Source organism: Nocardia coffeae (assembly GCF_019890715.1).
Taxonomy (GTDB): domain Bacteria; phylum Actinomycetota; class Actinomycetes; order Mycobacteriales; family Mycobacteriaceae; genus Nocardia; species Nocardia jiangxiensis.
This window is the reverse complement of sequence record NZ_JAINZY010000004.1, coordinates 29,744-54,998: the sequence shown is the minus strand read 5'-3', so window position 1 is coordinate 54,998 and position 25,255 is coordinate 29,744. Positions and strand designations below refer to the sequence as shown.

The window sequence follows — 25,255 nt, the reverse complement described above, 5'->3', positions numbered from 1 at the left end:
CGATGAGATCGACGGCAGCGGATTCGACCGCACGGACATACGCCCCGAGACGGAGAAAACACGGCATGACACGACACCCCCTGCCCTACGCGGTGAACCTGTCCATCCTGTTCACCGAACTGCCGCTGCTCGAACGCCCCGCCGCAGCCGCGGCCGCCGGATTCGGCGCGGTGGAGTTCTGGTGGCCGTTCCCGACCGCGAACCCGGCCGACACCGAGGTCGACGCCTTCGTCGCCGCGATCGAACGAGCCGGGGTCCAGCTGATCGGGTTGAACCTCTTCGCCGGGGACATGCCCGCCGGCGACCGCGGCCTGGTCTCCTGGCCCGGCCGGGAACAGGAGTTCGCCGAGGGCGTCGCCGCTGCCGCACGGATCGGCGGACGGCTCGGCTGCCCGGCCTTCAACGCCCTCTACGGCAATCGCATCGAGGGCGGGAACACGGACGCGCAGGACGAGGTGGCCATCCGCAATCTGGGTGTGGCCGCCCGTGCACTCGGCGAGATCGGCGGCACCGTCCTGATCGAGCCGGTCAGCGGAATTCCCGCCTACCCGCTGCGGACCGCGCAGGATGCGGTCGAGGTCATCGACCGGGTGTGTGAGGCGCAGGGCGCGAGGAATCTGGGCCTGCTCGCGGACCTGTACCACCTGAGCGTCAACGGCGACGACCTGGACAAGGTCATCGCCGGCTACGGAGATCGGATCGCACACGTCCAGATCGCCGATGCCCCCGGACGTCACGAACCCGGCACCGGTGACCTGGACATCTTCCGGTATCTGGGCAGGATCGCGGACACCGGTTATCGCGGCCACGTCGCCGCGGAGTACATCCCCAGCGGAGCCAGCGCCGACAGCTTCGGCTGGTTGCACGCAACCCTCTGAACCGCAGCGCCCGCACGATCGGCAGCCGAGCCGGGCGCACGATCGACGCTGATCGATCGAATTACCTTTAAGCACAGCACTATTGGAGCAATTATGAGCAGAATCGGATTCATCGGGCTCGGGATCATGGGTTCTCCCATGGCATCTCATCTGGCCGAAGCCGGACACGAGGTGATCGGCCACACCCTCGACCCGAAAGCCTATGCGCGACTGGAGGCCGACGGCGGCAGGTCCGCGGACAGCGTCGAGGCGGCGGTGAAGGATGCGGAGATCGTCATCACCATGCTGCCCAACCATCCTCAGGTCGAGCAGGTGGTGCTCGGACCGGACGGAGTATTCGCGCACGCACCCAAGGGCGCGTTGCTGATCGATTTCTCCACCATCCGGCCGGAGAGTTCGATCGCCCTGGCCGAGGCGGGTGCGGCCGCCGGATACCGAGTGCTCGACGCACCCGTCTCGGGCGGCCAGGGCGGTGCGGAGGAAGGCGTACTGTCCATCATGGTCGGCGGCACCGAGGCCGACTTCGGGACGGCCACACCGATTTTCGAGGTGGTCGGCAAGACCTACATCCACGTCGGCCCACATGGTGCGGGGCAGGTCGTCAAGGCCGCCAATCAGCTCGTCGTCGGCGGCACCTACGCACTCGTCGCCGAGGCGATCGTGCTGATGGAGGCACTGGGCGTGGACGCGGGCAAGGGTTTGGACGTCCTGGCCGGAGGGTTGGCGGGCAGCACCATCCTCGAGCGCAAACGCAAGTCGATGGTGGCGCGCGAATTCACGCCCGGCTTCCGAATCGACCTGCACCACAAGGATATGGGCATCATCACCGACGCCGCCCGACAGGCCGATCTCTCGCTGCCGACCGCCGCGCTGACCGCATCGCTCATCGCCGCGGGCCGCGCCCAAGGTCTCGGGTCACTCGATCATTCGGCGCTGCTGAAGGTGATCGAGAAGCTCAACGGACTCGACGAGAGATAGTCATGACTCGGCGAGGGAGCACACCGGGCGGGTCGCCGCGAATCATCCTGGCACCGGACAAGTTCAAGGGATCACTGACCGCCCGGCAGGTCGCCGACGCGCTGGCCGAAGGAATCCGGCGGGTTCGCCCCGACGCCGAAATCGCCTGGGTCCCCGTGGCCGACGGCGGGGAGGGGACGGTGGACGCGGCGATCGCCGCCGGATTCTCCCCGCGCGCGGTCCGGGTCACCGGACCGACCGGAGAGCCGATCCGAACCTCCTTCGCGCACAACCGATCCGTCGCAGTGGTCGAGGCGGCCGCAGCCTGCGGGCTGTACCAGCTGCCGGGCGGTGTCCTCGCGCCGCTCACCGCGACCAGTCGCGGCGTCGGCGAGTTGATCCGGGCTGCACTCGATACCGGTTGCCGCACAGTGATTCTCGGTGTCGGCGGCAGTGCCTGCACCGATGGCGGGGCCGGATTACTCGCCGCGCTGGGCGCCGCGCTGCTCGACGCCGACGGCGGACCCGCAGGTCCCGGTGGTGGCGGCTTGACCGATATCGCCTATCTGGACCTGCATCGGCTCGATCCGCGCATCCGCGAGGTGGATCTGGTGCTGGCCAGCGACGTGGACAATCCGCTGCTCGGAATCCAGGGCACTGCCGCGGTTTTCGGTCCACAGAAGGGCGCGAGCGCAGGTGAAGTGGCCGCACTCGAAGCGGGCCTGACGCATTGGGCGCGACTGGTGTCCCGGCGCACCGGATTCGGTGCCGCCGACCGTCCGGGGGCGGGAGCCGCCGGAGGCATCGGATTCGCCGCGCTGGCGGTGCTCGGGGCGCGCCGGTCCGGTGGGATCGAGGTGCTGCTCGACCTGGTCGGATTCGACCGGACCGTCCGGGGGGCCGATCTCGTGATCACCGGAGAGGGCTCGCTCGACACGCAGACCCTGCACGGCAAGGCGCCCGCGGGCGTCGCATCCCGCGCCGCGCGTTCGGGAGTGCGCACCATCGCCGTGGCCGGTCGGCAGCTGCTGGATGACGGGCAGTTGCGGGCCGCAGGATTCGCGGCGGCGTATCCGCTGACCGATCTGGAACCGGATCTGCGGCGCTGCCAGGACGAAGCCGCCGAACTGCTGCGACGGCAGGGTGCGCGGATAGCCCGCGAACAACTCGCCGGGACGGGTCCACGGCACAACGGAACATCGTGGTCGCCGATGCCTTCGCCCCAGTGACCAGAACCGCCCCGCCGTCCGGGCGGAAGCCGGAAACCCTACGCCGTCAGAGGGTTTCCGACTTCCACCCCTCCGGCGGGACCCAACAGCAGCACATCTTCCATCCAGAGCACCAAGCCGCTCCGCCCTGAATCCACACCAACCAGACCGCCTGTGCATCCAGCAGACACAACCCACAGCACGCAGATCTGCCAGCGACACCCCACAGCGCGCGGATCTCGCAGCAGCGCTGTGAAGTCCGAGTCACGGACCATCATCCACAAGCCCGGCATCCCGCGAAACAATCCGCCCACTCCAGAAATTCAGGAGTCCTCGTGAGCATCAACGCACCGAAACCACACGCCGACATTGTCTTCCGCGCACGTCGAGTGATCACGCCCGCGGGTGAGGTCGCGGCGTCGGTGGCGGTTCGGGCGGGACGGATCGTCGATATCGCCCCGTACGAGGCGGTGCCCACTGCGCGCGAGGTCGTGGAGATTCCCGACGATGCGGCGCTGCTGCCGGGACTGGTCGACAGCCACGTGCATGTGAACGAACCCGGCCGCACCGAATGGGAGGGCTTCGCCACCGCTACTCGCGCTGCGGCGGCGGGCGGGGTCACGACGCTGATCGATATGCCGCTCAACAGTATTCCGGCGACGGTGAGCGTGGCGGCGTTGCGCGAGAAGCAGGACGCCGCCGCGGCGCAGTGCTGTATCGACGTGGGATTCTGGGGTGGCGCGGTCGGCAGCAATCTCGCCGATATGGGCGAGCTGGCGGATGCCGGGGTGTTCGGATTCAAGGCTTTTCTGCTGCCCTCGGGCGTCGAGGAGTTCTGTCACCTGAACCCGGCGCAGCTCGAGGCCGCGGTGCGCGCCGTCGCCGAACTCGACGCGCTGCTGATCGTGCACGCGGAGGATCCGGACGTCATCGATGCCGCGCCCGCGCCGCACGGCCCCGTGTACGCCGATTTCCTCGCCTCCCGCCCCGCCGAGGCGGAGACCCGCGCCATCGCAACCGTGATCGACCTGGCCGAACGGTACGACGCCAGGGTGCACGTGCTGCATCTGGCCGCGGCGGGCGCCCTGCCGATGTTGTCGGCGGCGCGATCGCGGGGCGTGCGGATCACCGCCGAGACCTGTCCGCACTATCTGTCCCTGTGCGCCGAGGAGATTCCGGACGGCGCAACCGAATTCAAGTGCTGTCCGCCGATCCGCGACCGGGCGAATCAGCGGAATCTGTGGAACGGATTGCGCGACAACGTCATCGACTGCATCGTCAGCGATCACTCACCGAGTACGGTGGCGCTCAAACGTGCTGGTGACGGAGATTTCGGCCAGGCATGGGGCGGGATCGCAGGCTTGCAGGTTGGTCTGCCCGCGGTGTGGACGGCCTCTCCCGATTGGGTCGATCTGGTCGATCTGGCCCGCTGGATGGCCACCGCGCCTGCGGACCTGGTCGGCCTGGAACGTAAGGGCCGCATAGCGATCGGCGCGGACGCGGACTTCTGCGTCTTCGCCCCACACGAGGAGTTCGTCGTCGACGCGGCCGAATTACGGCACCGCAATCCGATCTCCGCCTACCACGGACGCACACTGCGCAGCGTCGTCCGATCCACCTGGCTGCGTGGCGAACAGATCACCGGCGGCCGTCCCCGCGGCCGTCTGCTGCAGAAATGAGGTATCGATGAGTGACTGGTCCCAGCTTCCCGATCTGGCCGCCCGGCACAGCGGCGGCAGTGTGGTCGCCGCCAACGACGAATTCTTCGCCGAGCGGGAGAATCTCGTCACCGACGAGCCGCCGGAGTATCGGCCGCATACCTTCAACGCCAAGGGGCAGGTGTATGACGGCTGGGAGACCCGACGTCGGCGTGATGGCAGCCCCGGACCCGATTGGGCGCTGATCCGACTCGGCATCGCGGGTGTTCCGGCTGGAATCGTCGTGGACACAGCGCATTTCGTCGGCAACTACCCACCGCACGTCTCGATCGAGGGATGCGGCGTGCCCGGACATCCCTCGGTGGCGCAGCTGCTCGAGGCCGACTGGCACACTCTGGTTCCGGTCTCCCCGGTCGATGGCGATACGCGCAATTCGTTCGAGGTCACCACGGATCGCCGCATCACGCATGTCCGGGTGAACATGCATCCGGACGGCGGCATCGCCCGGGTCCGGGTGCACGGCAGTGCGGTTCCCGATCCGCAGTGGATCGACGACATCCCCTTCGACCTGGCCGCCCTGCACCACGGCGGCCGGGTGGTGGCATGCAGCGACGGCTTCTTCTCGCCGCCGAACAACATGCTGCAACAGGGTATTTCGCGTTTCATGGCCGACGGCTGGGAGATGCGGCGTCGGCGTGACGACGGAAACGACTGGGCCACCGTGGTATTGGCCGCCGAGGCGATCCCTGCCGTGCTCGAAGTGGACACCACGCATTACAAAGGCAACGCTCCCGCGCGAATCTCACTCGACGGCCACACCGCCGACGGGGAGCTGATCGGCCTACTCCCACCCGTCGCGCTGCAACCCGATGCACCACACCGATTCCGCCTCGACACGGATACTCCGGTCGATCGGGTGCGGCTCAACGTCTTTCCCGACGGCGGCATCGCCCGTCTGCGGCTGTTCGGCCGGATCACCCCGGCCGGGCGAGCGAGTCTCGAAACCCGCTTCGCGGCAACCACATCAGTCCCGGCGACCGAGGAGTAGCAATGGTCCTGATGTTCCTCAACGGCGACGGAATGCGCGGCGGCCGCCTGAACGCCCAACTCGACGGCGCACCACTGCTGCGGACCGCGCGCAGCGCCCCGAAGTACCGCTACTACTCGGTCGGTGACCGCTTCCCCGCCATGATCGCCACCGCCCACGACGGCCGCCCGGTGACCGGCGAGGTGTACGAGGTGCCGCTGGAGATACTGCGAGACAATCTGATTCCGAACGAACCGCCCGAACTCGAACTCGGCCTGATCGAACTCGACGACGGTACGGCCTGCCTGGCCACGGTTCTGCGGGCGAATCTGCTCGGTTCACCCGAACTCATCGACATATCCGACATCGGCGACTGGCGCGCCTACCGAGGCATGTCCGCCTCCGGCTGATCGACGCACCCGGAACACAACGCAGGACCGAGATCTCACCCCGATGATCCGCCCGCCGAGGATGACGGCTCCTCGGCGGGCAGCACACCGGCCACGAGAGATCAACGCACACAGAGGAGTACACCCAATGACACGCATGCGGGCCGTCGACGCGGCCGTCCGAATTCTCGAACTGGAAGGCGCGACACAGGCATTCGGCCTGCCGGGCGCGGCGATCAACCCCTTCTATTCCGCGCTACGCGCACACGGCGGGATCAAGCACATTCTCGCTCGGCACGTCGAGGGCGCGGCACATATGGCCGAGGGCTACACCCGGGCGGCGCACGGCAACATCGGCGTGTGTATCGGCACTTCGGGCCCGGCCGGGACCGATATGATCACCGGCCTGTATTCCGCTGCCGCGGACTCGATTCCGATCCTGTGCATCACCGGGCAGGCCCCGCGCGCCCGCCTGCACAAGGAAGACTTCCAGGCCGTGGACATCGCCGCGATCGCCGCGCCCGTCACCAAGATGGCGGTGACGGTACTGGAACCGGCCCAGGTGCCGGGCGTCTTCCAGCAGGCATTCCACCTGATGCGTTCGGGCCGTCCCGGTCCGGTGCTGATCGATCTGCCCATCGACGTGCAGGTCGCCGAGATCGATTTCGACCCGGAAACCTATGCCCCGCTGCCGGTGTACAAACCGGCCGCGACCCGCGCCCAGGCGGCCAAGGCGATCGATATGCTGACCGCCTCGCAGCGACCCTTGATCGTCGCGGGCGGCGGGATCATCAACGCCGGCGCCGAGGATCTGCTGCGCGAACTCGCCGAACTGCTGAACGTCCCGGTGGTGCCGACCCTGATGGGCTGGGGCATCCTGCCCGACGATCACGACCTGGCGGCCGGAATGGCCGGGCTGCAAACCGCCACCCGCTACGGCAATGCGACACTCCTGGCCTCGGATTTCGTGCTGGGCATCGGCAACCGATGGGCCAACCGGCACACCGGCGATCTCGAAACCTACTGTAAGGGCCGCACTTTCGTGCACGTGGACATCGAGCCGACACAGCTCGGCCGAGTGTTCGCCCCCGACTACGGCATCGCCTCGGACGCCGCGGCTGCTCTGCGCGAAATGATCGCGGTGGTCCGTGAACGCGCCGGAACGCTGCCCGATTATTCGTCCTGGGTGGCCGAATGCCTCGACCGCAAACGAACCATGCACCGCAAGACCCACTTCGACGACGTCCCGGTGAAACCGCAACGGGTGTACGAGGAGATGAACCGGGCGTTCGGACGCGAGACCCGCTACGTGTCCACCATCGGCCTGTCCCAGATCGCGGGTGCGCAGATGTTGCACGTCTATCGAGCGCGCAACTGGATCAACTGCGGCCAGGCCGGTCCGCTCGGCTGGACCATCCCCGCGACGCTCGGCGTGGTCGCCGCGGACCCGTCGGCGAACGTGGTCGCCCTCTCCGGCGACTACGACTTCCAGTTCATGATCGAGGAACTCGCCGTCGGAGCCCAGTTCAACCTCCCGTACATCCATGTCCTGGTGAATAATTCGTATCTCGGCCTGATCCGCCAGGCTCAACGCGCCTTCGACATGGACTATTTCGTCCAACTCGGCTTCGACAACATCAACGCCGACGACACGATCGGCCTGGCCAAGGACTACGGCGTCGACCACGTCCGGGTCGCGGAAGGACTGGGCTGCAAAGCAATCCGCGTCGAAACCCCCGAGGCCATCGCCCCCGCCTTCGCTCGCGCGAAAGCCCTCGCAGCCGAATTCCGAGTCCCGGTGGTGGTCGAGATCATCCTGGAGAAGGTCACCAACATCGCCATGGGCGCAACCGATATCGACGCAATCACCGAGTTCGAGGACCTCGCCGAGTCTCCGGAAGACGCCCCCACAGCCCTGCTGCCCATGAGCTGACGCTGTCGCATTCGGCGGCGTGATCGTCACCCGGCCGTCTCTCGCCGCCGTAATCGCCGACCTGGCATCACGAAAGGCCCCGCCGCACCGGCACCCTGGTGCGGTGGGGCCTTTTCGCGAGCCCGTCGAGATCTGCCGATTCGACTGCAATCCCATAGGCTGCACGAGATCGTTATTCCAGCAAGGAGTGTCGCCGTGGCCAACCCGTACCAGCCCGGACCGATCCCGCAGCCCGCACCTCCGGTGCCGAACTGGCCGCAACCCGGATCGGTTCCCGGACAGCCGGTTTCCGGATTCCCAGCACCTCGGCCCGCACGGCAGCGCTCGAAAGCGGATCTGGTCGCGGCGATTTCGCTGATTCTGGTCACACTGCTGTATCTGGTCTGCCTCATACTGGCGGTGATCCAGAGGTACGACAGTTTCCTGGCGGAACTGTCCTGGGTGCTGGCCGCCATCAGCGCGTCGGTCGCAGGACTGCTGCTGCTTCTCGGTAGACGACCCGGAACGGCTCGTCTTCTCGCCGCACTCGGCAGCGGTGTGTTCTTCACCCGCGCTGTCGACTACTTGTTCTATCCCTTCGCACCGGCCGAACTGGTGGGCTACGGGCATGGGAGCGCGGTTAGCTATTTCGGTATCTGGCCGTCGATTCCGATCACCTTGCTGGCGTTGGCGGCTCTTGTCTGTCTCTTCATCACGGCAGCGGCCAGCGCCAAGACGGGGACCGCCGTAGCCGGGCCGCAACAGCCCGGTCCCCAGTTCGCACCCGGCCCGACATGGCCGCAACAGCTCTCCCCGGACAGTCGCCAACCAGCACCGAACACCCCCGGGCAGCCCGCGCCGTACAGCGTTCAGCCGCAGCAACAATTCCATCCCCAACAGCCCGGTCAATTCGCGCAACCCGCAAACCCGTCCGCTTTCGCAATGCCCCAACAAAATACTCCGCAGCAACCCGGCCAGTTCTCGCCGCCGGCATCACCCGCCGCCTTCGGACCACCACAGCAGCAGGCTCCCCAACTCCCCGGATGGCAGCAGCCCATCCCTCAGCAACCGAGCCAGTATCCGAATCCTCAACAGCCCCAAGTACAACCGCCTACGCCCGGCCAGCCCAACACGGGATACGACGCTCCCCCACAGCAGCCCTCGCCGTACTCGACTCCTCCGCAGGGCCCGCAACAGTAGGTACTGCCCCCCAGATTCGTCCCGATTGGATTGCGGCAGAAGACGTTCAGCACGGACGCCTACGGCCCCGAACCAAGCATGGCCGCACGCATCGGATCATTCATGCGGCAGCTTGACGCCTGCTCGGAACCGTGCCGCTTTCACCAATTCCAAAGCGAACTCGTCAGACATGGACAACAGCAGACTGCATTGGTTCAATTGCTATTTGTCCAAAAAGGTTGTAGCTCAATAAGTTCCATGCTCTCAGACAGGGAAGGCCAGCTGAAATTGGCCGGGATCAGATCGCCGAATTCGTGCAGCCATGATTTCTCGGCTGCTTCCCCCATTCGTGGTTCTGGAGTTCGGTGAGGACTGTCGCGGCAATCCGATCGAGCCGACCACTGTGTACGCGGAGGGTTACACCAGCGACATGTACAGCGAGAAAATAGGTATCGTTCAACGGTATACGCAGGCACACAAACAGATCCAGCAAGCGGCGCTTGATGAGAACGACAGCAGGATTCTGCTGCGGATGTCAAGTAGGGGGGTACCAGCGTGAACGTCGACCTATCTGAAGCCAAGTGGTTCAAGAGCACCCGCAGCGGCGGAACCAAAGAGTGCGTCGAGATCGCCCACCTCGACAACGGTGCAGTCGGCGTCCGCGATTCCAAAAACCGCACCGGCCCCGCACTCCTGTTCACCCCCGCCGAATGGGACGCCTTCACCACCGACCTGGGCACCGGCAAATTCGGCGCCGCCTAACCGACTTCCGTTCCACCCCAACGGCTCTGGCTCGATTCAGTACCAGAGTCGTTGCAGTACCCGACATATGCGATACCCCACAGGAACATCCATCACCGCGCACCGTTTCGTCGCGACGGTGCAGCGTCCGACGATCGAGTCCTCGCACGCGAATGGCGACCACCTCGGATAGTCAGTTGGTGCGGTCGGACCAGCCCTCGGGAAGGTCACCGGGAGCCATCGAGATGACCGTTTCGTCATCTACGCCGACGTGCTCGAACAGCGTGATCTTGGCGAACTCGGGGACCACGTAGATCGGGTAGGTGGGTCCCGCGTCGCGGTACTCGCGCATCCGGTCCAGATGATCGTTCTGGTAGAGCACCGTGCGCTCGCCGTGCTCCTCGACCCAGTGCGGGAAGAAGATCACGCCGTGCAGCCGGCGCTTGGTCGGCAGCACGTCGACCGCTACACAGGTGCCGGTGGGCTCGGTCCAGGAGATCTTGTAACTGTCTTCGTCCAACTGGACCAGATCCACCTCCTGATCCTTCACCCAGCGCCCGCCGACCATTCCGGAGTGGATCCGGTAGTCGATGGTGTGGTCGTTCTTCACGTACATCTCGTACTGCCAGCCGTTGGCGTACGTGTAGATGAAGCGGTGGCCGACGATGTGGGACAGGTCCTGCGGTGGGACCGGCTGCGCGATCGTCGTCTCGAAGGTTGCGTTGCTCGACATGGCTGAATTCCTTTGTCAGTTCTGCGTTTTCGGGGTCCATTCGGTTTTGTGGCCGAAGCCGCGCGTGTTGTCGACGAGGCGGAGCCAGTGCGGTCGGATCTCCCAGAAGTCGGTCGAGTCCAGGGCACGGGACAAATTCGGGGCCGTGTCGATGAAGGGGAATCGTTGCGCATAGGCCCGGCGCGCCGCGGCGGCCGCGTGTCCGGTCAACCGGTGGCAGGTGCCCCGGCCCTGGATGCCGGTGATGTCGGTCCATGTCTGCTCATCACGCTGCGCGGTGAACGCGACGGGAGCGCCGGACCCGGTGGCCAGCAGTGCTCGTCCGTGGGCGGTGTCCGCGGAACTCACGAAGACCAGGGTCGGAACATCGGTGGCGGCGTAGAAGACGGCGCAGGCCTGGGGAAAGCCCGCTTCGTCGAGGTAGGCCAGGGTCAGGGTCGTGTGTTCGTCCAGTGCCCGCTGGATCTGCGGCGGGCACACACCATCCTGGGACTCGCCGGTCACGCGCCGGTCCGCAGCGGCGGGATGGTGGGGACCTCCGGGGCGCTTCGGATGTCCTCGAGGGTCATCTTGAAACTCTCCGGATAGGCGCTGCGCTGCGTGCGTCGGGCAGGCTCGGAGGTGCGCCAGCAGTACAAGCACTGCTGACACTGGTAGACCTCCCACGCATCGGCGACGGGCGAGACGTAGAGCAGCTCCAGGGACCGGAAGCCGCAGCGTGGGCACTCGGTGGGTTCCGTGCTCTTGTCGGACATGACGATTGGTTCTCCTTCGGAGTCGGCGTGATTACTTCGCGGCGAGTTGCTGAAGTTTGGTGATCCACTCCCCCATCTCGGGCAGGTCGGCCACCTGGTTGCCGTAGTTGCCGCGCCGGTCGGGCGGGGCGGGGGTGGTGGCGTCGATGATGAGCTTGTCGACGATGCCGGGGGTGTTGGCCTGCGGAGCGAGCTCCAGGATCGGCAGATTGGGCACGACGACCAGGTCGCCGGACGGGTTGATCTTGGTCGACAGCGCCCACATCACCTGGGGCAGGTTGAACGGGTCCACGTTCTCGTCGACGACGATGACGGTGGCCGCATAGCCGAGACCGTGCGGGGTGGTGAGCACACGCATGCCGACGGCCTTGGCGAAACCGCCGTAGCGCTTCTTGGTGGAGACGATGACGACCAGGCCGTGCGTGTACGACGCGTTGACCGCCTGGACCTCGGGGAAGTCCTTCTTCAGCTGCTCGTACAGCGGCACACAGGTGTTCGCGGCCATCAGGTAGTCGATCTCGGTCCACGGCATGCCCAGGTAGAGGTGCTCGAAGATCGGGTCGGTGCGGTAGGAGATCTTGTCGATGCGGATGACCGTCATGTTGCGGCCGCCGCTGTAGTGGCCGGTGAACTCGCCGAACGGGCCCTCGATCTCACGCTTGCGGCCCTCGATGACGCCTTCGATCACGATCTCCGAGCCCCACGGCACGGGCAGGTCGTTCAGCGGCGAACGGGCGATCGGCGCGGGGGCGCCGCGCAGCGCACCGGCCAGTTCGTATTCGTTCTGGTCGTATTCCATCGGGGTGGCCGCGACGATGGAGATCACCGGGTCGTTGCCCAGCGTGATCGCGATCGGCAGGTCCTCGCCCTTCTCCTCCGCCTTGCGCAGGTGCTGGGCGATGTCGTGCATCGGCACCGGCTGCAGTGCCAGCTTCCGCTTGCCTTTGATCTCGATCCGGTACACGCCCACGTTCTGCTTGTCGGTGCTGGTGGGGTCGTCGGGGTCCTTGGAGACGACGGCGGCCTTGTCGAGATAGAAGCCGCCGTCGCCGTCGTTGAGCCGGATCAGCGGGAGGATGTCGAAGATGTTGATGTCGTCGCCGTCGACGGTGTTCTCCGCCCACGGCGGGTTGTCCCGGTACTCGGGCCGCACCGGGAAATTCGCCCAGCGCCGAATGAACTCCTCCACCTGCTCCTTGGTGCCCGTTCCCTTGGGCAGGCCCAGCGCGAGGGCGTGATTGGCCCAGGAACCGTGCACGTTCATCGCGATCCGCGCCCGCTCGAATCCGTAGACGTTGTCGAAGTACAGCGCCGGAGCCTGATCGCCGAGCCGGGGGACGGCGTTGGCCGCGGCGGCGATGTCGGGCTCGGGCATCACCTGTTCGGTGATGCGCTGCAACTGGCCCTCCTTGTCGAGGGTTTCCAGGAAGCTACGCAGGTCGTCGTAGGCCATGGCTTGGTCAACTCCTTTGTGTGCCGGTGCTTTTCAGGCCGCAGTGGGGGTGGTGCGGTGGGCGGCGCGCATGCCCTCCCAGCGGCGGGCCGCGGGAGCGGGCAGGTCGAACTGGTCGAGGATGCGCGCGGTGATGTGGTCGACGATGTCCCCGATGTCCGCGGGATGGTTGTAGAAGGCGGGCATGGGCGGCACCATCTGCGCGCCCATACGCGTCAGGGCGAGCATGTTTTCCAGGTGGATCTCGCTCAGCGGCGTCTCCCGGGGGACCAGCACCAGCTTGCGACGCTCCTTGAGGACCACGTCGGCGGCGCGGGCAACCAGGCCGTCGGCGTAGCCGACCCGGATGGCTGCCAGGGTCTTCATCGAGCACGGCGCGATGATCATCCCGTCGGTCCGGAAGGATCCGGAGGAGATGGTGGCGCCCTGGTCCTCGGGGTTGTGCATGACGTCGGCCAGCTCGGCCACCTCGCGCACCGAGCGGCCCGTCTCCAATTCGATCGTGGTCCGAGCCCACCGGGAGAGCACCAGATGCGTTTCCACCTCGGGCAACTCACGCAAGTGCTCCAGCAGGCGGATGCCGAAGACGGCGCCCGTCGCACCTGTCATACCTACGATCAAACGCATAGTGGGCCCGCTTCCATTGTCTGCTCATCCACACGGATACTCGAGAACGATTCGGTCAAATGACGGACCGGGAAAGCTTCTGTCCCGTCCCGGGGTCGACGCTCTGATCTGCTCCGTCGCACTCCACGCTAGGGGCGATCGCAGCTCGAATGACGTACGCTTGCGTCACGTCATGGACCAAAACGGACACGTTCGCATCACCGAAGTTCCCTTCCGTCCGCCGCCCGGAGGGCCGCCGGGCGTCGAGGTGTGGGATTTCGCCCGGCTGCGCGAACGCGCCGAGCGCAACGGCGTGCCCCTCGGCCGCCCGCTGCGGGCCGAGTTCCATCACCTGATCGCGGTGAAGTCCCATTTCTTGAACTGCTGGGCGGACGACGCGGAATTCGTGGTGTCGCCCGGCACCTGGCTATGGATCTGCGCAGGTCAGGTGTACCGCTTCGACGACGGCCTCGACCAGGCCACCGGCACGGTCCTGCTGTTCATGCCGGGTTTCCTCGACACCGCGACCCTCGCCGCCGCCCACCTGACCCCGCCCTACCCGACCGGACCGATACTGCCCGACGCCGAGGAGAGCGCGGCGCTGGATGCGATGCTCGATCTTCTGGACGACGCCTATCGCCGGACCGACGCGCTGCCTCCGGATGCTCGCATCGACCTGATGCGTCATCTGTTGGCGGCCTTGGCTTTTCGTCTGGGACACGTCCGGCATCGGCGACAGGGTCTCCCGGAGGGCAGCGGAAGCGATACGTTCCAGCGCTTCCACGACGCCGTGGAACGCGACTTCGCCGACGGACTTCTCATCGAGGACTACGCCGCGACCCTCGGCTACAGCGTCCGTACGCTCACCCGTGCCTGCCTGGCCGCGACCGGCCGCACCGCCAAGCGGTACCTGGACGACCGCACCGCGTTGGAGGCGAAGCGACTCCTCGTGCACACCGACCTCAGTCCGGGCCAGGTCGCGAGCCGACTCGGATTCACCAGCCCCACCGTCTTCGGCAAATTCTTCCGCCGCTGCACCGGCGAGACCCCCGCGTCCTTCCGCGCTCGCGCACGCAGCGACGAACATCCCGTCGCACCACGGTCTCGGCCGGTGGCGCGCAGTCCCCGACATCGGACTGGTGATGCATGAATCCCAGTCGTTCGGCAGCACGGCCTCGGATGTGGTCCAACCACCAGTTTCGCTGCGCCCCTTCAAGATTGGGTTCTCACCCTAGGGATTGCGAGAGGTGGCCGGACTGTCGGTTCCGGCGCTACCGTGGCCTCATGTCCTCGACAGCGCTTCGGCGAGCCCTGACCGACAATAGCGGGCTGCGGCCGCTACCGGAGCGGGTCGAGGTTCTGTTGGAGAGTCTGGATGCGCCGCCTCGGCTCGGCGCGCATCTGCGGGCGGTACATGATGTGGCCTGCGAATTGGTCGACTGGGTTCGCACGAACTACGGCGTGACATTCGACGGTGACGCGGTGTTGTTCGGTGCGGCGACCCACGACATCGGCAAAGTCGTTCACCCGGAAGAGTTGTCGGGGCCGGGGTCCGAACATGAGCCGGACGGGTACCGCTTGCTGCTGGAGCACGGTGTCGGCGAGGAACTGGCGCGGTTCGCCCGAACCCACGCGTCGTGGCTCGAATCCGGTGTGGGCCTGGAGGATCTGTTGGTCGGCCTTGCCGACAAGATCTGGAAAGGCAAGCGCGTGCCCGAACTCGAACAGCTGGTCGTACAACAGCTTGCCGCCGCCGACAGCGAGCAACCGTGGCAGGTGTTCATGGCCTTGGACGACGAACTCACCCGCCGCGCCGCCGACGCCGACCGACGACTCGCTTTCCAAGCCGACTACCCGATCACCAGCCGCACCTGATACCTCGAAACAATCTGTTCCCCAAGCAGATTCATGGCTTTACCGCATACTCGAGTCACCGTGCAGTCCGCGGCCGCGCCGAACTGCCGCCACCGCCATCGGCGGGTGTCCGACGATGAGCGCACGACGAAGCGAATTGCCCACCGAGACGTGGACGCAGTCCGTGCCAGGAGATGAGTCCTGGCGTAGGAACTCGGCTGATCCTGCCGGACGTAGTGCTGTCGACAAGCGGGAGTGATCAGCCGACCGTTCGTCCCGACCGGGATCGGTGCGTTTCAGACCGGAGCCGTGGCCAGGAGCCGGTGAGTTGCCTGATGGTCGTGCGTGGGGACGATCCGTGCGAGGTGACGGGCGAGGTGGAGCCGGTGCAGGGTTTCGAAGGTGCGGTCGCGGTCCTCGTCCAGCAATGATCCTGGGTAGCTTGCCTTTTGGCGAATCTCGTCGACCTGGAGGGTGTGCCAGGCGGCGTCGCCCGCGAGCAGGATCCAGCCACGTTCGGTGTGCGCGAGCACGCCGATGCTGCCGGGCGTATGCCCTGCCAGATCGACCAGGAACACCGTCGAATCGCCGAACAGATCGTGACTGCGGGTGAAGGTGAGTATCGGCGGGCCGTCCAGCTCGTATTCGACGATCGGGCGATCGCGCAGCGCATCGCGGACCCCGCCCGTCGGGGCCACCGGTCCGCCCGAGATCCACTCGCGCTCCGGGCGGTGCAGATGCACCGAGAGACCGCGCAGATCCAGTAATCCGCATACATGGTCCCAGTGCGCGTGTGTGGGCAGCGCGAAGTCCAGCGTCGGCGGACCGGGCAGTTCGCGCAGGGCCTCGACCGTGGTGATCGCGCCGGCCGGCGGACGGACCGCCATCCGCAGCACCGCGGGCAGTTGCGCGATTGTGCGCTGCTCGACATCCATACAGATGCTCGGATCGACGATGAACCGCGCCTTCGGGTGCTCGACCACGAACGAGGTGAGCGAATTGGTGATCCGCCAGGGCATGAACCGGCCCTCCACGACCGCGGCGGTCGGCACCGCACGCGACACCTGGCGCAGCGCGGTCACCTCGACCGACCCCTGTGGCGCGGGCAGACCCGCATCGGTGATCGAGCGGAGCAACCGCTGGTCGGGTCGACGTGGCCGGATCATCCCCGGCACGATTCCCACTGCGGCGGTACAACATTCGACAAAACTCGGCGTACGTGCCGGATCGGACATATCGGCGCCCCCATTCCCCATCGCTGCTGGCGCCCGGATCGGTCGCCGCGAACGGAGGGACCGTAACACCCCGGGCCGACATGAAGTACAGGGGCCGCATGAGCACGAAATCCGGCGACGCGGCCGGACACCCGGTGTCGAGGCGCATGTAGCTGCCGGAGATCGCCGCATAATCGGCAGTTCAGTGCGTTCGGCCAGTCGACGCGTGGACGGTCTCTCAGCACGATCAGTGGCGGAAGGCTACGGCCTTTTGCTGATCAGCAGGGTGGGCGACGGACCCACATGTCGACGACGAGCGCACGGCGCGGATCCGCCAGGTTCCGCGCTGCACGAGAATTCGGCATGTGCGCGCAGTCGTCGAGATCAACTGCCACCCAACGGATATGGGCACCGAATGCTCGGGTCGCGGCATGAACCAACTCCCAGACCAGCTGACTGGAGGGGGCCGCGCCAGCATGTGCGCACGTTGGGATCGTGACGCGTACGGAGTTCCCAGCGACCGTACTGACCGATCGCCTCCGACTGCGGCGCTGGCTTCCAGCGAACGCGGAGCACATCATGCGCGGTGGGCCCGCCCCACGCCGTCGGCCCATGCGAGTACCCCGGAGGGCTGAATCCCTCCGGGTTCGGATCGTGGACGCCGCAAGGTTGGCAATCACACCCCCGACTCAGGCCGCGGCACCTCCTGGTTGTCGCTCACGCAACCAACGCCGATGCGCCACACGATCCCGCTCTCGTTCCCGACGCCGGTGAATACCCGCCACAACCTCCGCCAGCAACTCACCCGCTCGATGACGATGGTTCACTCGCGGAGTACCAGTCGGATCAATATGCCCCGGCGCAATCCACCCCGTCCGGCCAGGGAACTGTGAACCCTCGTTCAGGACAACAGTTCCCCAACCCGTCTCGGTGTCGTTGATCAGCGAATGACAGTGATCACACGCCAACACCAGATTCTCGATATCAGTCGAACCACCCTTGCTGAAATCACGCACATGATGCACCGCGCACAACGACGCGGGCGCATCACACCCAGGCCGCGAACAACCACCCAACGCAGCGATCAGCGAAAACCGTTGCGCGGGTGAAGCCAAGCGACGCATCCGACCCAAATGCAGCGGTAAACCACTGTGGTCGAACACCGCCAGATACGGGCGGGACCGCTCCGCAAGACGCAACGCCTCAGTGACCGCGACCGTCCCACCGGTCGCGGTGGTCGCCACCCCGGACAGCCGCTCCACATCCTGCACCCGCATCGTCAGCACCGTGGTAACCGGAATCCCTCGATGCGAGCCGAGCTTGTCAGTATCCACCAGCTCACCCAGCAACAAGGTGAACGCGTCATGAGTGCGTTGGGCGGCGGTGCGGGAATCACGCTGCGCCGCCGCAGCAATCAACTCCAGATCCATACGATCCACATCCGCACCAGGGCTGGCCGGGTCGTCCGGGTTTCCTACACCAGGGCGCGCATACTTGGCCATCACCGGGTCCAGCAACGCCCGTAGTACCGGATCGATCTCCCCGCTGATCGGGGACATCCCATCCGCACGCTGGCGCCCGATCCGGATACCACGCATCCGCGCACGATCAGAATCGTCGGTGACTTTTCCGTCCGGATCCAAATACGCCAGAATACTGTCACCGACCTTGCTCATATCATCAGGCGAACCAGCTTCAGCGAACTCGGTCAGAATCTGCTCCGCCGCAGCACGATCGACCTCATCAGCGGCACGCGGGATCCTGGCCATCACCGCCGCAACACCCCGCGCATGCTCCACCGAAATATCCCCCGAACGCAAAGCCACTGCCGCGCACGGTAACTCGGGATCACGTTCTTGACCCGACAAGTCACAGAACGTGCCCACCTTCGCTGCCGCGCGTACTCGTGCACCGGCTTCGGCGTTCGACAGGCGCAAGGTTTCCATCAGGAACCGTTTGATCGTCTTGGCACCCGAATCCGCCGGAATCGACCGGGAATCCACCTCGATCAACACCCGATGCTGCACCGCAGCCAACATGCGTGCCGCACGCTCCACACCGCGGAGCAACTCCACCGTTCCAGCGTCGGACAACGGGGCCAGCGATTGTTCGACCAACTCACCGACGGCAGCCAGCAGCGCATCGGCTGTCGGGCCTCCAAGGTCCACCCCCATCGAATCCATGTTCGAATTCTACCGAGAAAACCACCCCGAAACACCCCGCGAATCCATGTGAAATCAGAATCTTCACCCTGGACAACTGACCCAATCATCCACGCACACACCAATTTTCACCAAAGTCTGATCACCCCTCGGCCCGCCTCTCCCAGCCTCACCAAACCCAACCAACCCCTCCTGCCACTTGTCACCTTTCGCACCCGCCTCCTGTCACCTGCGACCCGTCACCTGTCGCCACCCCACCCACCGCCTGCCACGTGCCGCACGCCTCACGCCTCACGCCACATGCCGTCTGCCACCCGCCACCTCCCCGCCAGCTGCCGCATGCGACCTGCCACGTGCCGCACGCCGCCCACCACGTGCCGCACGCCGCCCACGTGCCGTCGGCCGCCCACCACGTGCCGTCTGCCACCTGCCGCGTGCGACCTGCCGCCTGCCACCTGCCACCTGCCGCCGTGCCACCTGCCACCTGCCACCTCCCCTGCCACCTGCCACCTGCCACCTGCCACCTGCCACCTGCCACCTGCCAGGATGCTCACAGGAGGTACTGGAGGTACTGCCAGCGAGCGCGGAGGAGGCTCACAGGGACGGCCAATAATGTTGCCGCCATGACAAATTCGACGCCCTCCGGGGAATCGGCCGCTACCTCTCGGCGGCGCAGGATCACGCTGGTCATCGGCACTACGGGGCTGGCTGTGGCGGTTGTGGCGGGGGTGAGTGCGTGCGGGTCTTCGGGGAGTTCGAGTTCGGCGGCGTCGGCCACGTCGGCGGCGGCCTCCAGTTCGGCCAAGCCGGGTAATGGGATGCGGCACGGGCATGGGGTGATGGGGACCATCGCCTCGGAGAACGCGGACACCTGGACGCTCACCAAGAAGGACGGGACCACCGAGACCGTCACCATCACGCCGCAGACCATGTTCGGCAGCAAGAAGGATCCGGCGCAGAAGTCGCAGTTCACGGTCGGCGAGAACATCGTCGTGCGCGGCAAGGAGTCCGGGACCACCATCACCGCCACCGCGATCATGCAGGCCAAGGCCCGCCCTGCCGCGACCACGCCGTCCGCCTCCAGCGCCCCGGCGCCGACCACGAACTGATTCGGCCGTCCCGGTGGCCGCATGCGCGCGGCCACCGGAACAATCCCAGCCGCCGCCCGCTCTCACAGCCCATACCTAATCTCCACCTACTCGCGACACATGATGGCTCGCGAAGCTCTCCTGGTCGGTCCGCCAGTGACGGATCGATGGATCGGACACCGTCCGGCGAGACAAGGAGATGCGATGCGAATCAAGTCGAGGTTGGCAGCGGGTGCGGCGGCGGGCGCCGTGGCATTCGCGCTGGTGGGCATGGGTGCTGGTATGGCGAGTGCCGCTCCGGCGCCGCAGCAGAACCCCGCACCGAACGGGCAGTGCGCTCCGCCCGCCGGCCACCCGCAGGGGCCGCCGCCCAGCAACCACCAGAAGCCGCCGGGCAACCCGCCCGCGGGTAAGCCCCCCGCCTGCCCGCACAAGTAGTTCTACGCGGGAGATGAGGGCTGCGTAGAAAGACGACGTGCGACACGGTCCCATGCCCGTTGTTCGGGCATGGGACCGCGCGCGTAAGCGTCCCCTCCGGGCGATCGGCCCGGCGGGACGTGGTCCCCGGGGCCGGGCATCAATCCGGCCCTGGTGCTCACAACGAAGTGAGCACGTCTTCGAAAGCCGCCTCCGCGGCCCCGAGAAGTTTGAGATCCGCTCCGAGAGAAGACTTCTCGATCCGCACGCCACCGAGCGCGCGGCTGACCATACTGCGCTGCCGGACGACCTGCTGGACGCGCTGCACCACCGCTTCGGGCAGGATCGCGAAGAGATCGCCGAGCACCACCAACTCCGGGCCCAGAATGTTGACCACGTTGACCAGACCCAGAATCAGCCAGTCGACGTAATCGCCGAGCCGGGCCACCGGATCCGAATCCCGTTGCAGCTCACGCAGTTCCGCTACGATAGCACCTCGCGGCACCGATTCGGCCAGTCCGAGCGCGCGACGCAGGGCCAGTTCGCCGACCTCGGTCTCCCAGCAGCCCGCATTCCCGCAGTGGCAGACGCGCCCGCCGGGATGCACTGTCATATGGCCGATTTCGCCGAGATAACCACCCGAACCGCGCAGCAGTCCGCCCTGGGCGATGATGCCCCCGCCGACGCCCACATCCGCGGAGACGAACACCGCGTCCGACGCGCCGCGACCCACGCCGCGCACATATTCGGCCAGCGCGCCGAGTTCGGCGTCGTTGCCCACCACCACCGGAACGCCCAGCACCGTGCCCATCCGCTCACCGAACGGCACATCCGTCCAGCCCAGATTGGACGAGTCGTGCACCATGCCGTCGGTGCGGCGCACCACGCCGGGCACCGAAATTCCAGCCGCCACCGGATGCAGGTCCAGATCCTGGGCCAGCAGCGCCGAGGATTCCGCGACGTGGGTCACCACCTCGTCCGGATCCCGTTGCCGCCCACGCAGATTCCAGCTGTTGCGGCCCAGGATCTGACCGCCCAGACCGACCAGCGCGATCCCCGCGTGCTCGACCTGAACGTCCACCGCCAGCACCACCACCGCCTGCGCCTGCGGCAGCACCAGCAGCGAAGGACGTCCCGCGCCCTGCGGCACCCGCGGCACCCGCTCCTCCACCACACCGTCCCCGGCCAGGCCGTCGACCAGCATCTTGATGGTCGAGCGGTTCAGCCCCAGCTCGGTGGCCAGGGCCGCGCGGGTGGCCGGTCCGCCGACGTGCAGGATCCGCAGCAGCGAGGCGCGATTGAACTTGCGCACCTCGTCCGGCCGCGCAACGTTCATGCGCGCGCCCCGACTATCGGCGGCTCGTCCACGAACCCACCCGGCCGCATCGACACCCGCTCACTCCCTCTCACCTGTCCCGGGCCGGTCCGGCCGAATGTCATCGGAATGATCCGAGGCCGCAGCCCGCCGATGACATTCGGTCGTTCCACCACTCGTCTCATCGACCCGATGCGGCGGCCCGGCGACGAGACAGGGCATCGACCGTCGCCGCCAGCAGCAGCACCAGGCCGGTGACCACCGACACCACGGCGGCGGGCTGGCGCAGCAGGCCCAGCCCGTTGGAAACCACCGCGAGCACAGTACCGCCGATCACCGCGTCGGCGATCCGGCCCTTCCCGCCGAAGAGGGAGGTGCCGCCGATCACCGCCGCGCCCACCGCGAACAGCAGCGTGTTCAGGCCACCTGCCTGCGGATCGACCGAGCCGACCTTGGAGGAGTACACGATCGCACCCACCGCCGCACAGCCCGAACTGATCACGAACACACTCGACCGCAACTGCGTGACGTTGATACCCGCACGCCGCGCGGCCTCCCGGTTCCCGCCGATCGCGTAGAGGTGCCGCCCGTACGTGGTGCGGTTCAGCACATACGTCCCCACGACCAGCAGGACCAGCACGATCGGCACCACATACGGCACCCCGGAGATCTTGATCAGCGGACTCGGCGACCGGTTCACCGACATGAACGCCGTCGCCACCGCCGCCAGCACCGTCAACACCGTCACCTTGCCGACCACCAACAGCGTCGGCTGCGTCACCAAACCCTTACTGCGCCTGCGGAAATGACCGAACAACGTCACCGCGCCGTAACCGCCGGCGCCCACCACGAACAGCACCCAGCTCCACAGCACCGACAGATTGCCGTTGGCCACCGAGTCCAGCACGTGCGAGGAGCTGATGCCCAGCACGCCGCCCTCGCCGATCAACTGCAGGATGGCACCCTGCCAGGCCAGGAACAGCGCCAACGTCACCACGAACGACGGCATCCCGATCTTGGAGATCAGGAATCCGGTGATGCAGCCGATCGCCGTGCCGACGCACACCGCCAGCAGTATCTCGATCCACGGATTGGCGTGGAAACCCACCACCGTGATCAGCACCCCGAGCAACGACATCGCCACCCCGGGCCAGATACGCAGCAGCGCCGCCAGCACCGCCGCGAGCACCAACAGACCGTTGAAGATGAAGAAGACGGTACTTCCCATGCCCGACAACAGATTTCCGTTGTCGACATAGTGCATCGCCAGGACCGCCCCCGCTACACCGGAGGCGGTACCCGCCGACAGATCGATCTCACCCAGCAACAGCACGTAGACGATGCCCATCGCGATGATGGTCTGCCCGGCCCCCTGGGCGAGCAGATTGGCGATGTTGTTGAGCGAGAGGAACACATCCGACAGCGAGGTGAACAGGACGATCAGCACCACCAGACCCAACAGCGCAGGCAGAGAACCGATCTCGCCGCCCCTCACGCGGGCGAGATAGGAACGCACGGCCTCCGCCGTGGATACGGTGGTGGTGTCGATACCGAAATCGGCGATCGCCGTCCGGTCCCCGGTGGCGGACTCGGGGCTGTCTCCGCCACCCGCTGTCTCCGCCGAAACTTGCGTCATCACTTCTGCTTTCTGATCCTGCTACAGCACCGCGGAGTCCGGCCGGGCCAGGCCCAACTCGCCGGAACGCCCTGCGGTGATCAATTCCACGACCTGGTTCTGGGTGACCTCCGAAGTCCGCACCTGCGCGGCCATCCGGCCCAGATACAACACCGCGATCCGATCCGCGACCTCGAACACGTCGGCGAGGTTGTGGCTGATCAGAACCACACCCAGCCCCTGTTCGGCGAGCCGGCGCACCAGGTCGAGCACCTGACGGGTCTGCGCCACCCCGAGGGCGGCGGTCGGCTCGTCGAGCAACACCAGATTGCTGTTCCACAGCACCGATTTCGCGATCGCCACGGTCTGCCGCTGCCCACCGGACAGCGACGCGACCGGGGTGCGCACCGATTTCACGGTGCGCACCGACAGCGATGCCAGCGTGCGCCGCGCCGCATCCTCCATGGCGGCCTCGTCCAGGAACCACGGCTTGCCGCGTTCGCGGCCAAGGAACATGTTCTGCACGATGTCGAGATTGTCGGCCAGCGCGAGGTCCTGATAGACCACCTCGATACCCAGTTCCGCGGCATCCTTGGGGCCGTGCAGGTGCACTTCCTCACCCCGGAACTTCACCGATCCCGAATCCGAACCATGGATTCCGGCAATGCATTTCACCAGCGTCGACTTGCCCGCGCCGTTATCGCCGACCAGCGCGGTCACTTCGCCCGCCGGAGCGGTGAATTCGACGTCGTGCAGAACATGAACCGCACCGAAGCTCTTGTTGAGCCCGGAGATCTGCAGCAGCGGCTCACTCATGTCAGGAGATCCCGAGCTGGGTGCAGACCGAGGCCACGTCGCCCGAGCACAGATCGCTCGCCTTGACATACCCCTTGTCGACGACAACCTTGACCTGGTCGCGGGTGATCGACTGCGGGTCCAGCAGAACCGATTTCACGGTCCGGTTGCCCTTGGGATCCTGGGACGTGCCGGTGGCGATCGCGTCCGCGGCGGCCTTGTCGCCCTTGGCCAGTGCCGCGGCGAGTTTGGCGGCGGAGTTCGCCTCCTCCTCGATCGGCTTGAACACGGTCATGTACTGATCACCGCGCAGCACCGCCTTCAGACCGTCGGTGGTGGCGTCCTGACCGGTCACCGGCACCTTGGCGTTGAGGCCGTTCTTCTTGAGCACCGTGATGATCGCTCCGGCCAGGCCGTCGTTGGCGGCGACGACGCCGTCGATCTTGTTGCCGTTACCGGTGAGCAGCTGCTCGAAGACCTGCCCGCCCTTCTGGTTGTCCCAGCCGTCGATGGCCTGGCTGGCAACGAGTTTGAGCGCGCCGGAATCGTAGAGCGGCTTGAGCACCTGCTCCTGGCCCTGGTGGAACAGGGTGGCGTTGTTGTCGGTGGGCGCACCCTCGACCTCGATGACCTGTGCACCCGGCTTGGCTTTGAGCGCGTCGGCCAGATCCTGCCCCTGCAGCGCGCCGACCTTCACATTGTCGAAGGAGACGTAGTAGTCCGAGGAGCCGCCCAGATTCAACCGGTCGTAGTCGATGGTGGGGATCCCGGCCTTGTGCGCCTTGTTGGCGACCGCGTTGCCGACCTCACTGTTGATCGAGGCGATGACCAGAACCTTCACCCCCTTGGCGATCATGCCGTCGGCCAGCGTGCTGAACTTCTGCACATCGCCCTGCGCGTTCTCGACATCGGAGTCGAATCCCTGTGCGCTCAGGGCCTTCTGCAGCATGGGACGGTCGAAACCTTCCCAGCGGGCCGAGGTGGCGGTCTCCGGCAAGATCACCCCGACGGTCCCGTTCTTACCTCCGCCACTGCCGCCCGAGCTGGTGGAATTGCCGCCGCTGCTCGCGGAATTGGATCCGCAGGCGGTGAGGGCCAGGAGGCCGGCGAGCGCGACGGCCACCGCCCCATACTGTTTCATCCTCATCAGGTGAACCTTTCGAGCCGACGGCACTCGTCACGGGCTCGGGTAGGACCGGGCGACGAGTGCCATATGTTGTAGGCAACAACATATGGCACGAAACCAGCGGCGGAGGTCACAATTGCGCAACGGTGTGGTTTAGCTCACGCTCCCCATCC

26 protein-coding genes are annotated in these 25,255 nt (G+C 66.4%); 14 read left to right on the top strand and 12 right to left on the bottom strand.

What is annotated here, in order from left to right; genetic code table 11:
- The first annotated feature begins 65 nt into the window (after positions 1-65).
- The 10 genes from K7711_RS17100 to K7711_RS17055 all read left to right on the top strand — a co-directional run bounded on the left by K7711_RS17100 (position 66) and on the right by K7711_RS17055 (position 9,970).
- Positions 66-878, top strand: a complete 813-nt coding sequence (locus tag K7711_RS17100) for a hydroxypyruvate isomerase family protein (protein ID WP_222970437.1) — start codon at positions 66-68, stop codon at positions 876-878.
- A gap of 93 nt (positions 879-971) precedes the next feature.
- Complete coding sequence (locus K7711_RS17095) at positions 972-1,856, top strand: 2-hydroxy-3-oxopropionate reductase (RefSeq protein WP_222970436.1); 885 nt, start codon at positions 972-974, stop codon at positions 1,854-1,856.
- A 2-nt stretch (positions 1,857-1,858) separates the two neighbouring features.
- Positions 1,859-3,064: a glycerate kinase gene (locus K7711_RS17090; protein ID WP_222970435.1), complete on the top strand. Its 1,206-nt coding sequence runs from the start codon at positions 1,859-1,861 to the stop codon at positions 3,062-3,064.
- Between the two features lie 314 nt (positions 3,065-3,378).
- A complete protein-coding gene (allB, locus tag K7711_RS17085; protein ID WP_222970434.1) occupies positions 3,379-4,722 on the top strand; it encodes an allantoinase AllB in 1,344 nt (447 codons plus the stop codon).
- Between the two features lie 7 nt (positions 4,723-4,729).
- The gene (gene alc, locus K7711_RS17080) at positions 4,730-5,749 is read left to right on the top strand and encodes an allantoicase (protein ID WP_222970433.1); all 1,020 of its coding nucleotides are present in this window, start codon (positions 4,730-4,732) and stop codon (positions 5,747-5,749) included.
- 2 nt (positions 5,750-5,751) lie between these two features.
- Positions 5,752-6,138 carry an allophanate hydrolase-related protein gene (locus K7711_RS17075; protein ID WP_222970432.1) on the top strand — a complete coding sequence of 129 codons (387 nt, stop codon included), beginning with the start codon at positions 5,752-5,754 and terminating at the stop codon, positions 6,136-6,138.
- 127 nt (positions 6,139-6,265) lie between these two features.
- Positions 6,266-8,050: a glyoxylate carboligase gene (gcl, locus tag K7711_RS17070; RefSeq protein WP_222970431.1), complete on the top strand. Its 1,785-nt coding sequence runs from the start codon at positions 6,266-6,268 to the stop codon at positions 8,048-8,050.
- 195 nt (positions 8,051-8,245) lie between these two features.
- A complete protein-coding gene (locus K7711_RS17065) occupies positions 8,246-9,229 on the top strand; it encodes a hypothetical protein (protein WP_222970430.1) in 984 nt (327 codons plus the stop codon).
- Positions 9,230-9,530: 301 nt separating this feature from the next.
- A complete protein-coding gene (locus K7711_RS49315; protein WP_222970429.1) occupies positions 9,531-9,767 on the top strand; it encodes a Scr1 family TA system antitoxin-like transcriptional regulator in 237 nt (78 codons plus the stop codon).
- Positions 9,764-9,970, top strand: coding sequence for a DUF397 domain-containing protein (locus K7711_RS17055; protein WP_222970428.1), 207 nt, complete (start codon positions 9,764-9,766; stop codon positions 9,968-9,970). The genes K7711_RS49315 and K7711_RS17055 overlap by 4 nt, the downstream gene beginning before the upstream one ends.
- 172 nt (positions 9,971-10,142) lie before the next feature.
- On the opposite strand, the gene K7711_RS17050 is transcribed toward K7711_RS17055, so the two are convergent.
- The 5 genes from K7711_RS17050 to K7711_RS17030 are packed head-to-tail and all read right to left on the bottom strand — an operon-like array spanning position 10,143 to position 13,517.
- Positions 10,143-10,682 (bottom strand): phenolic acid decarboxylase, encoded by a 540-nt coding sequence (locus K7711_RS17050; protein ID WP_222970427.1) that lies wholly within the window; start codon positions 10,680-10,682, stop codon positions 10,143-10,145.
- Positions 10,683-10,697: 15 nt separating this feature from the next.
- The gene (locus K7711_RS17045; RefSeq protein ID WP_222970426.1) at positions 10,698-11,186 is read right to left on the bottom strand and encodes a hypothetical protein; all 489 of its coding nucleotides are present in this window, start codon (positions 11,184-11,186) and stop codon (positions 10,698-10,700) included.
- Positions 11,183-11,437 (bottom strand): non-oxidative hydroxyarylic acid decarboxylases subunit D, encoded by a 255-nt coding sequence (locus tag K7711_RS17040; protein ID WP_222970425.1) that lies wholly within the window; start codon positions 11,435-11,437, stop codon positions 11,183-11,185. Before K7711_RS17040 ends, K7711_RS17045 begins: the two co-directional genes overlap by 4 nt.
- A 31-nt stretch (positions 11,438-11,468) precedes the next feature.
- Positions 11,469-12,890 (bottom strand): non-oxidative hydroxyarylic acid decarboxylases subunit C, encoded by a 1,422-nt coding sequence (locus K7711_RS17035; protein WP_222970424.1) that lies wholly within the window; start codon positions 12,888-12,890, stop codon positions 11,469-11,471.
- Between the two features lie 33 nt (positions 12,891-12,923).
- Entirely contained in the window at positions 12,924-13,517 is a 594-nt protein-coding gene (locus K7711_RS17030) for a non-oxidative hydroxyarylic acid decarboxylases subunit B (RefSeq protein WP_222970423.1), read from the bottom strand.
- Positions 13,518-13,689: 172 nt separating this feature from the next.
- Here K7711_RS17030 and K7711_RS17025 point away from each other — a divergent pair, with 172 nt between their 5' ends.
- Together K7711_RS17025 and K7711_RS17020 are read left to right on the top strand one after the other, a co-directional pair.
- On the top strand, positions 13,690-14,646 hold the full coding sequence (locus K7711_RS17025) for a helix-turn-helix transcriptional regulator (RefSeq protein WP_222970422.1): 957 nt from the start codon (positions 13,690-13,692) through the stop codon (positions 14,644-14,646).
- Positions 14,647-14,780: 134 nt separating this feature from the next.
- A complete protein-coding gene (locus tag K7711_RS17020) occupies positions 14,781-15,371 on the top strand; it encodes an HD domain-containing protein (protein WP_222970421.1) in 591 nt (196 codons plus the stop codon).
- Between the two features lie 275 nt (positions 15,372-15,646).
- Here K7711_RS17020 and K7711_RS17015 read toward each other — a convergent pair whose 3' ends face one another.
- From K7711_RS17015 to K7711_RS17005, 3 genes are all read right to left on the bottom strand, one after another.
- Positions 15,647-16,516 (bottom strand): MBL fold metallo-hydrolase, encoded by an 870-nt coding sequence (locus K7711_RS17015; RefSeq protein WP_235747354.1) that lies wholly within the window; start codon positions 16,514-16,516, stop codon positions 15,647-15,649.
- Positions 16,517-17,253: 737 nt separating this feature from the next.
- Positions 17,254-18,738: an HNH endonuclease signature motif containing protein gene (locus K7711_RS17010; protein ID WP_268929339.1), complete on the bottom strand. Its 1,485-nt coding sequence runs from the start codon at positions 18,736-18,738 to the stop codon at positions 17,254-17,256.
- A 538-nt stretch (positions 18,739-19,276) separates the two neighbouring features.
- Positions 19,277-19,531, bottom strand: coding sequence for a hypothetical protein (locus tag K7711_RS17005; protein ID WP_222970418.1), 255 nt, complete (start codon positions 19,529-19,531; stop codon positions 19,277-19,279).
- Positions 19,532-19,544: 13 nt separating this feature from the next.
- Between K7711_RS17005 and K7711_RS17000 the strand changes: the two genes are divergently transcribed.
- Positions 19,545-19,835, top strand: coding sequence for a hypothetical protein (locus K7711_RS17000; protein ID WP_222970417.1), 291 nt, complete (start codon positions 19,545-19,547; stop codon positions 19,833-19,835).
- Positions 19,836-20,018: 183 nt separating this feature from the next.
- Complete coding sequence (locus K7711_RS16995; RefSeq protein ID WP_157117416.1) at positions 20,019-20,252, top strand: hypothetical protein; 234 nt, start codon at positions 20,019-20,021, stop codon at positions 20,250-20,252.
- A gap of 157 nt (positions 20,253-20,409) precedes the next feature.
- Here K7711_RS16995 and K7711_RS16990 read toward each other — a convergent pair whose 3' ends face one another.
- The 4 genes from K7711_RS16990 to K7711_RS16975 form a co-directional block, all read right to left on the bottom strand.
- On the bottom strand, positions 20,410-21,567 hold the full coding sequence (locus tag K7711_RS16990; RefSeq protein WP_222970416.1) for an ROK family transcriptional regulator: 1,158 nt from the start codon (positions 21,565-21,567) through the stop codon (positions 20,410-20,412).
- Between the two features lie 160 nt (positions 21,568-21,727).
- Positions 21,728-23,182: a sugar ABC transporter permease gene (locus K7711_RS16985; protein ID WP_222970415.1), complete on the bottom strand. Its 1,455-nt coding sequence runs from the start codon at positions 23,180-23,182 to the stop codon at positions 21,728-21,730.
- Between the two features lie 21 nt (positions 23,183-23,203).
- Positions 23,204-23,977 (bottom strand): ATP-binding cassette domain-containing protein, encoded by a 774-nt coding sequence (locus K7711_RS16980; RefSeq protein WP_040831732.1) that lies wholly within the window; start codon positions 23,975-23,977, stop codon positions 23,204-23,206.
- Between the two features lies 1 nt (position 23,978).
- Positions 23,979-25,103, bottom strand: coding sequence for a sugar ABC transporter substrate-binding protein (locus K7711_RS16975; protein WP_235747352.1), 1,125 nt, complete (start codon positions 25,101-25,103; stop codon positions 23,979-23,981).
- Positions 25,104-25,255: the final 152 nt, after the last annotated feature.

Coding starts and splice junctions, on each gene's coding strand:
- K7711_RS17100 (WP_222970437.1), top strand. CDS start 66: ATGACACGACACCCCCTGCCCTACGCGGTGAACCTGTCCATCCTGTTC.
- K7711_RS17095 (WP_222970436.1), top strand. CDS start 972: ATGAGCAGAATCGGATTCATCGGGCTCGGGATCATGGGTTCTCCCATG.
- K7711_RS17090 (WP_222970435.1), top strand. CDS start 1,859: ATGACTCGGCGAGGGAGCACACCGGGCGGGTCGCCGCGAATCATCCTG.
- alc (WP_222970433.1), top strand. CDS start 4,730: ATGAGTGACTGGTCCCAGCTTCCCGATCTGGCCGCCCGGCACAGCGGC.
- K7711_RS17075 (WP_222970432.1), top strand. CDS start 5,752: ATGGTCCTGATGTTCCTCAACGGCGACGGAATGCGCGGCGGCCGCCTG.
- gcl (WP_222970431.1), top strand. CDS start 6,266: ATGACACGCATGCGGGCCGTCGACGCGGCCGTCCGAATTCTCGAACTG.
- K7711_RS49315 (WP_222970429.1), top strand. CDS start 9,531: ATGATTTCTCGGCTGCTTCCCCCATTCGTGGTTCTGGAGTTCGGTGAG.
- K7711_RS17050 (WP_222970427.1), bottom strand. CDS start 10,682: ATGTCGAGCAACGCAACCTTCGAGACGACGATCGCGCAGCCGGTCCCA.
- K7711_RS17040 (WP_222970425.1), bottom strand. CDS start 11,437: ATGTCCGACAAGAGCACGGAACCCACCGAGTGCCCACGCTGCGGCTTC.
- K7711_RS17035 (WP_222970424.1), bottom strand. CDS start 12,890: ATGGCCTACGACGACCTGCGTAGCTTCCTGGAAACCCTCGACAAGGAG.
- K7711_RS17030 (WP_222970423.1), bottom strand. CDS start 13,517: ATGCGTTTGATCGTAGGTATGACAGGTGCGACGGGCGCCGTCTTCGGC.
- K7711_RS17025 (WP_222970422.1), top strand. CDS start 13,690: ATGGACCAAAACGGACACGTTCGCATCACCGAAGTTCCCTTCCGTCCG.
- K7711_RS17020 (WP_222970421.1), top strand. CDS start 14,781: ATGTCCTCGACAGCGCTTCGGCGAGCCCTGACCGACAATAGCGGGCTG.
- K7711_RS17015 (WP_235747354.1), bottom strand. CDS start 16,516: ATGATCCGGCCACGTCGACCCGACCAGCGGTTGCTCCGCTCGATCACC.
- K7711_RS17010 (WP_268929339.1), bottom strand. CDS start 18,738: ATGGGGGTGGACCTTGGAGGCCCGACAGCCGATGCGCTGCTGGCTGCC.
- K7711_RS17000 (WP_222970417.1), top strand. CDS start 19,545: ATGCGGCACGGGCATGGGGTGATGGGGACCATCGCCTCGGAGAACGCG.
- K7711_RS16995 (WP_157117416.1), top strand. CDS start 20,019: ATGCGAATCAAGTCGAGGTTGGCAGCGGGTGCGGCGGCGGGCGCCGTG.
- K7711_RS16990 (WP_222970416.1), bottom strand. CDS start 21,567: ATGAACGTTGCGCGGCCGGACGAGGTGCGCAAGTTCAATCGCGCCTCG.
- K7711_RS16985 (WP_222970415.1), bottom strand. CDS start 23,182: ATGACGCAAGTTTCGGCGGAGACAGCGGGTGGCGGAGACAGCCCCGAG.
- K7711_RS16980 (WP_040831732.1), bottom strand. CDS start 23,977: ATGAGTGAGCCGCTGCTGCAGATCTCCGGGCTCAACAAGAGCTTCGGT.
- K7711_RS16975 (WP_235747352.1), bottom strand. CDS start 25,103: ATGAGGATGAAACAGTATGGGGCGGTGGCCGTCGCGCTCGCCGGCCTC.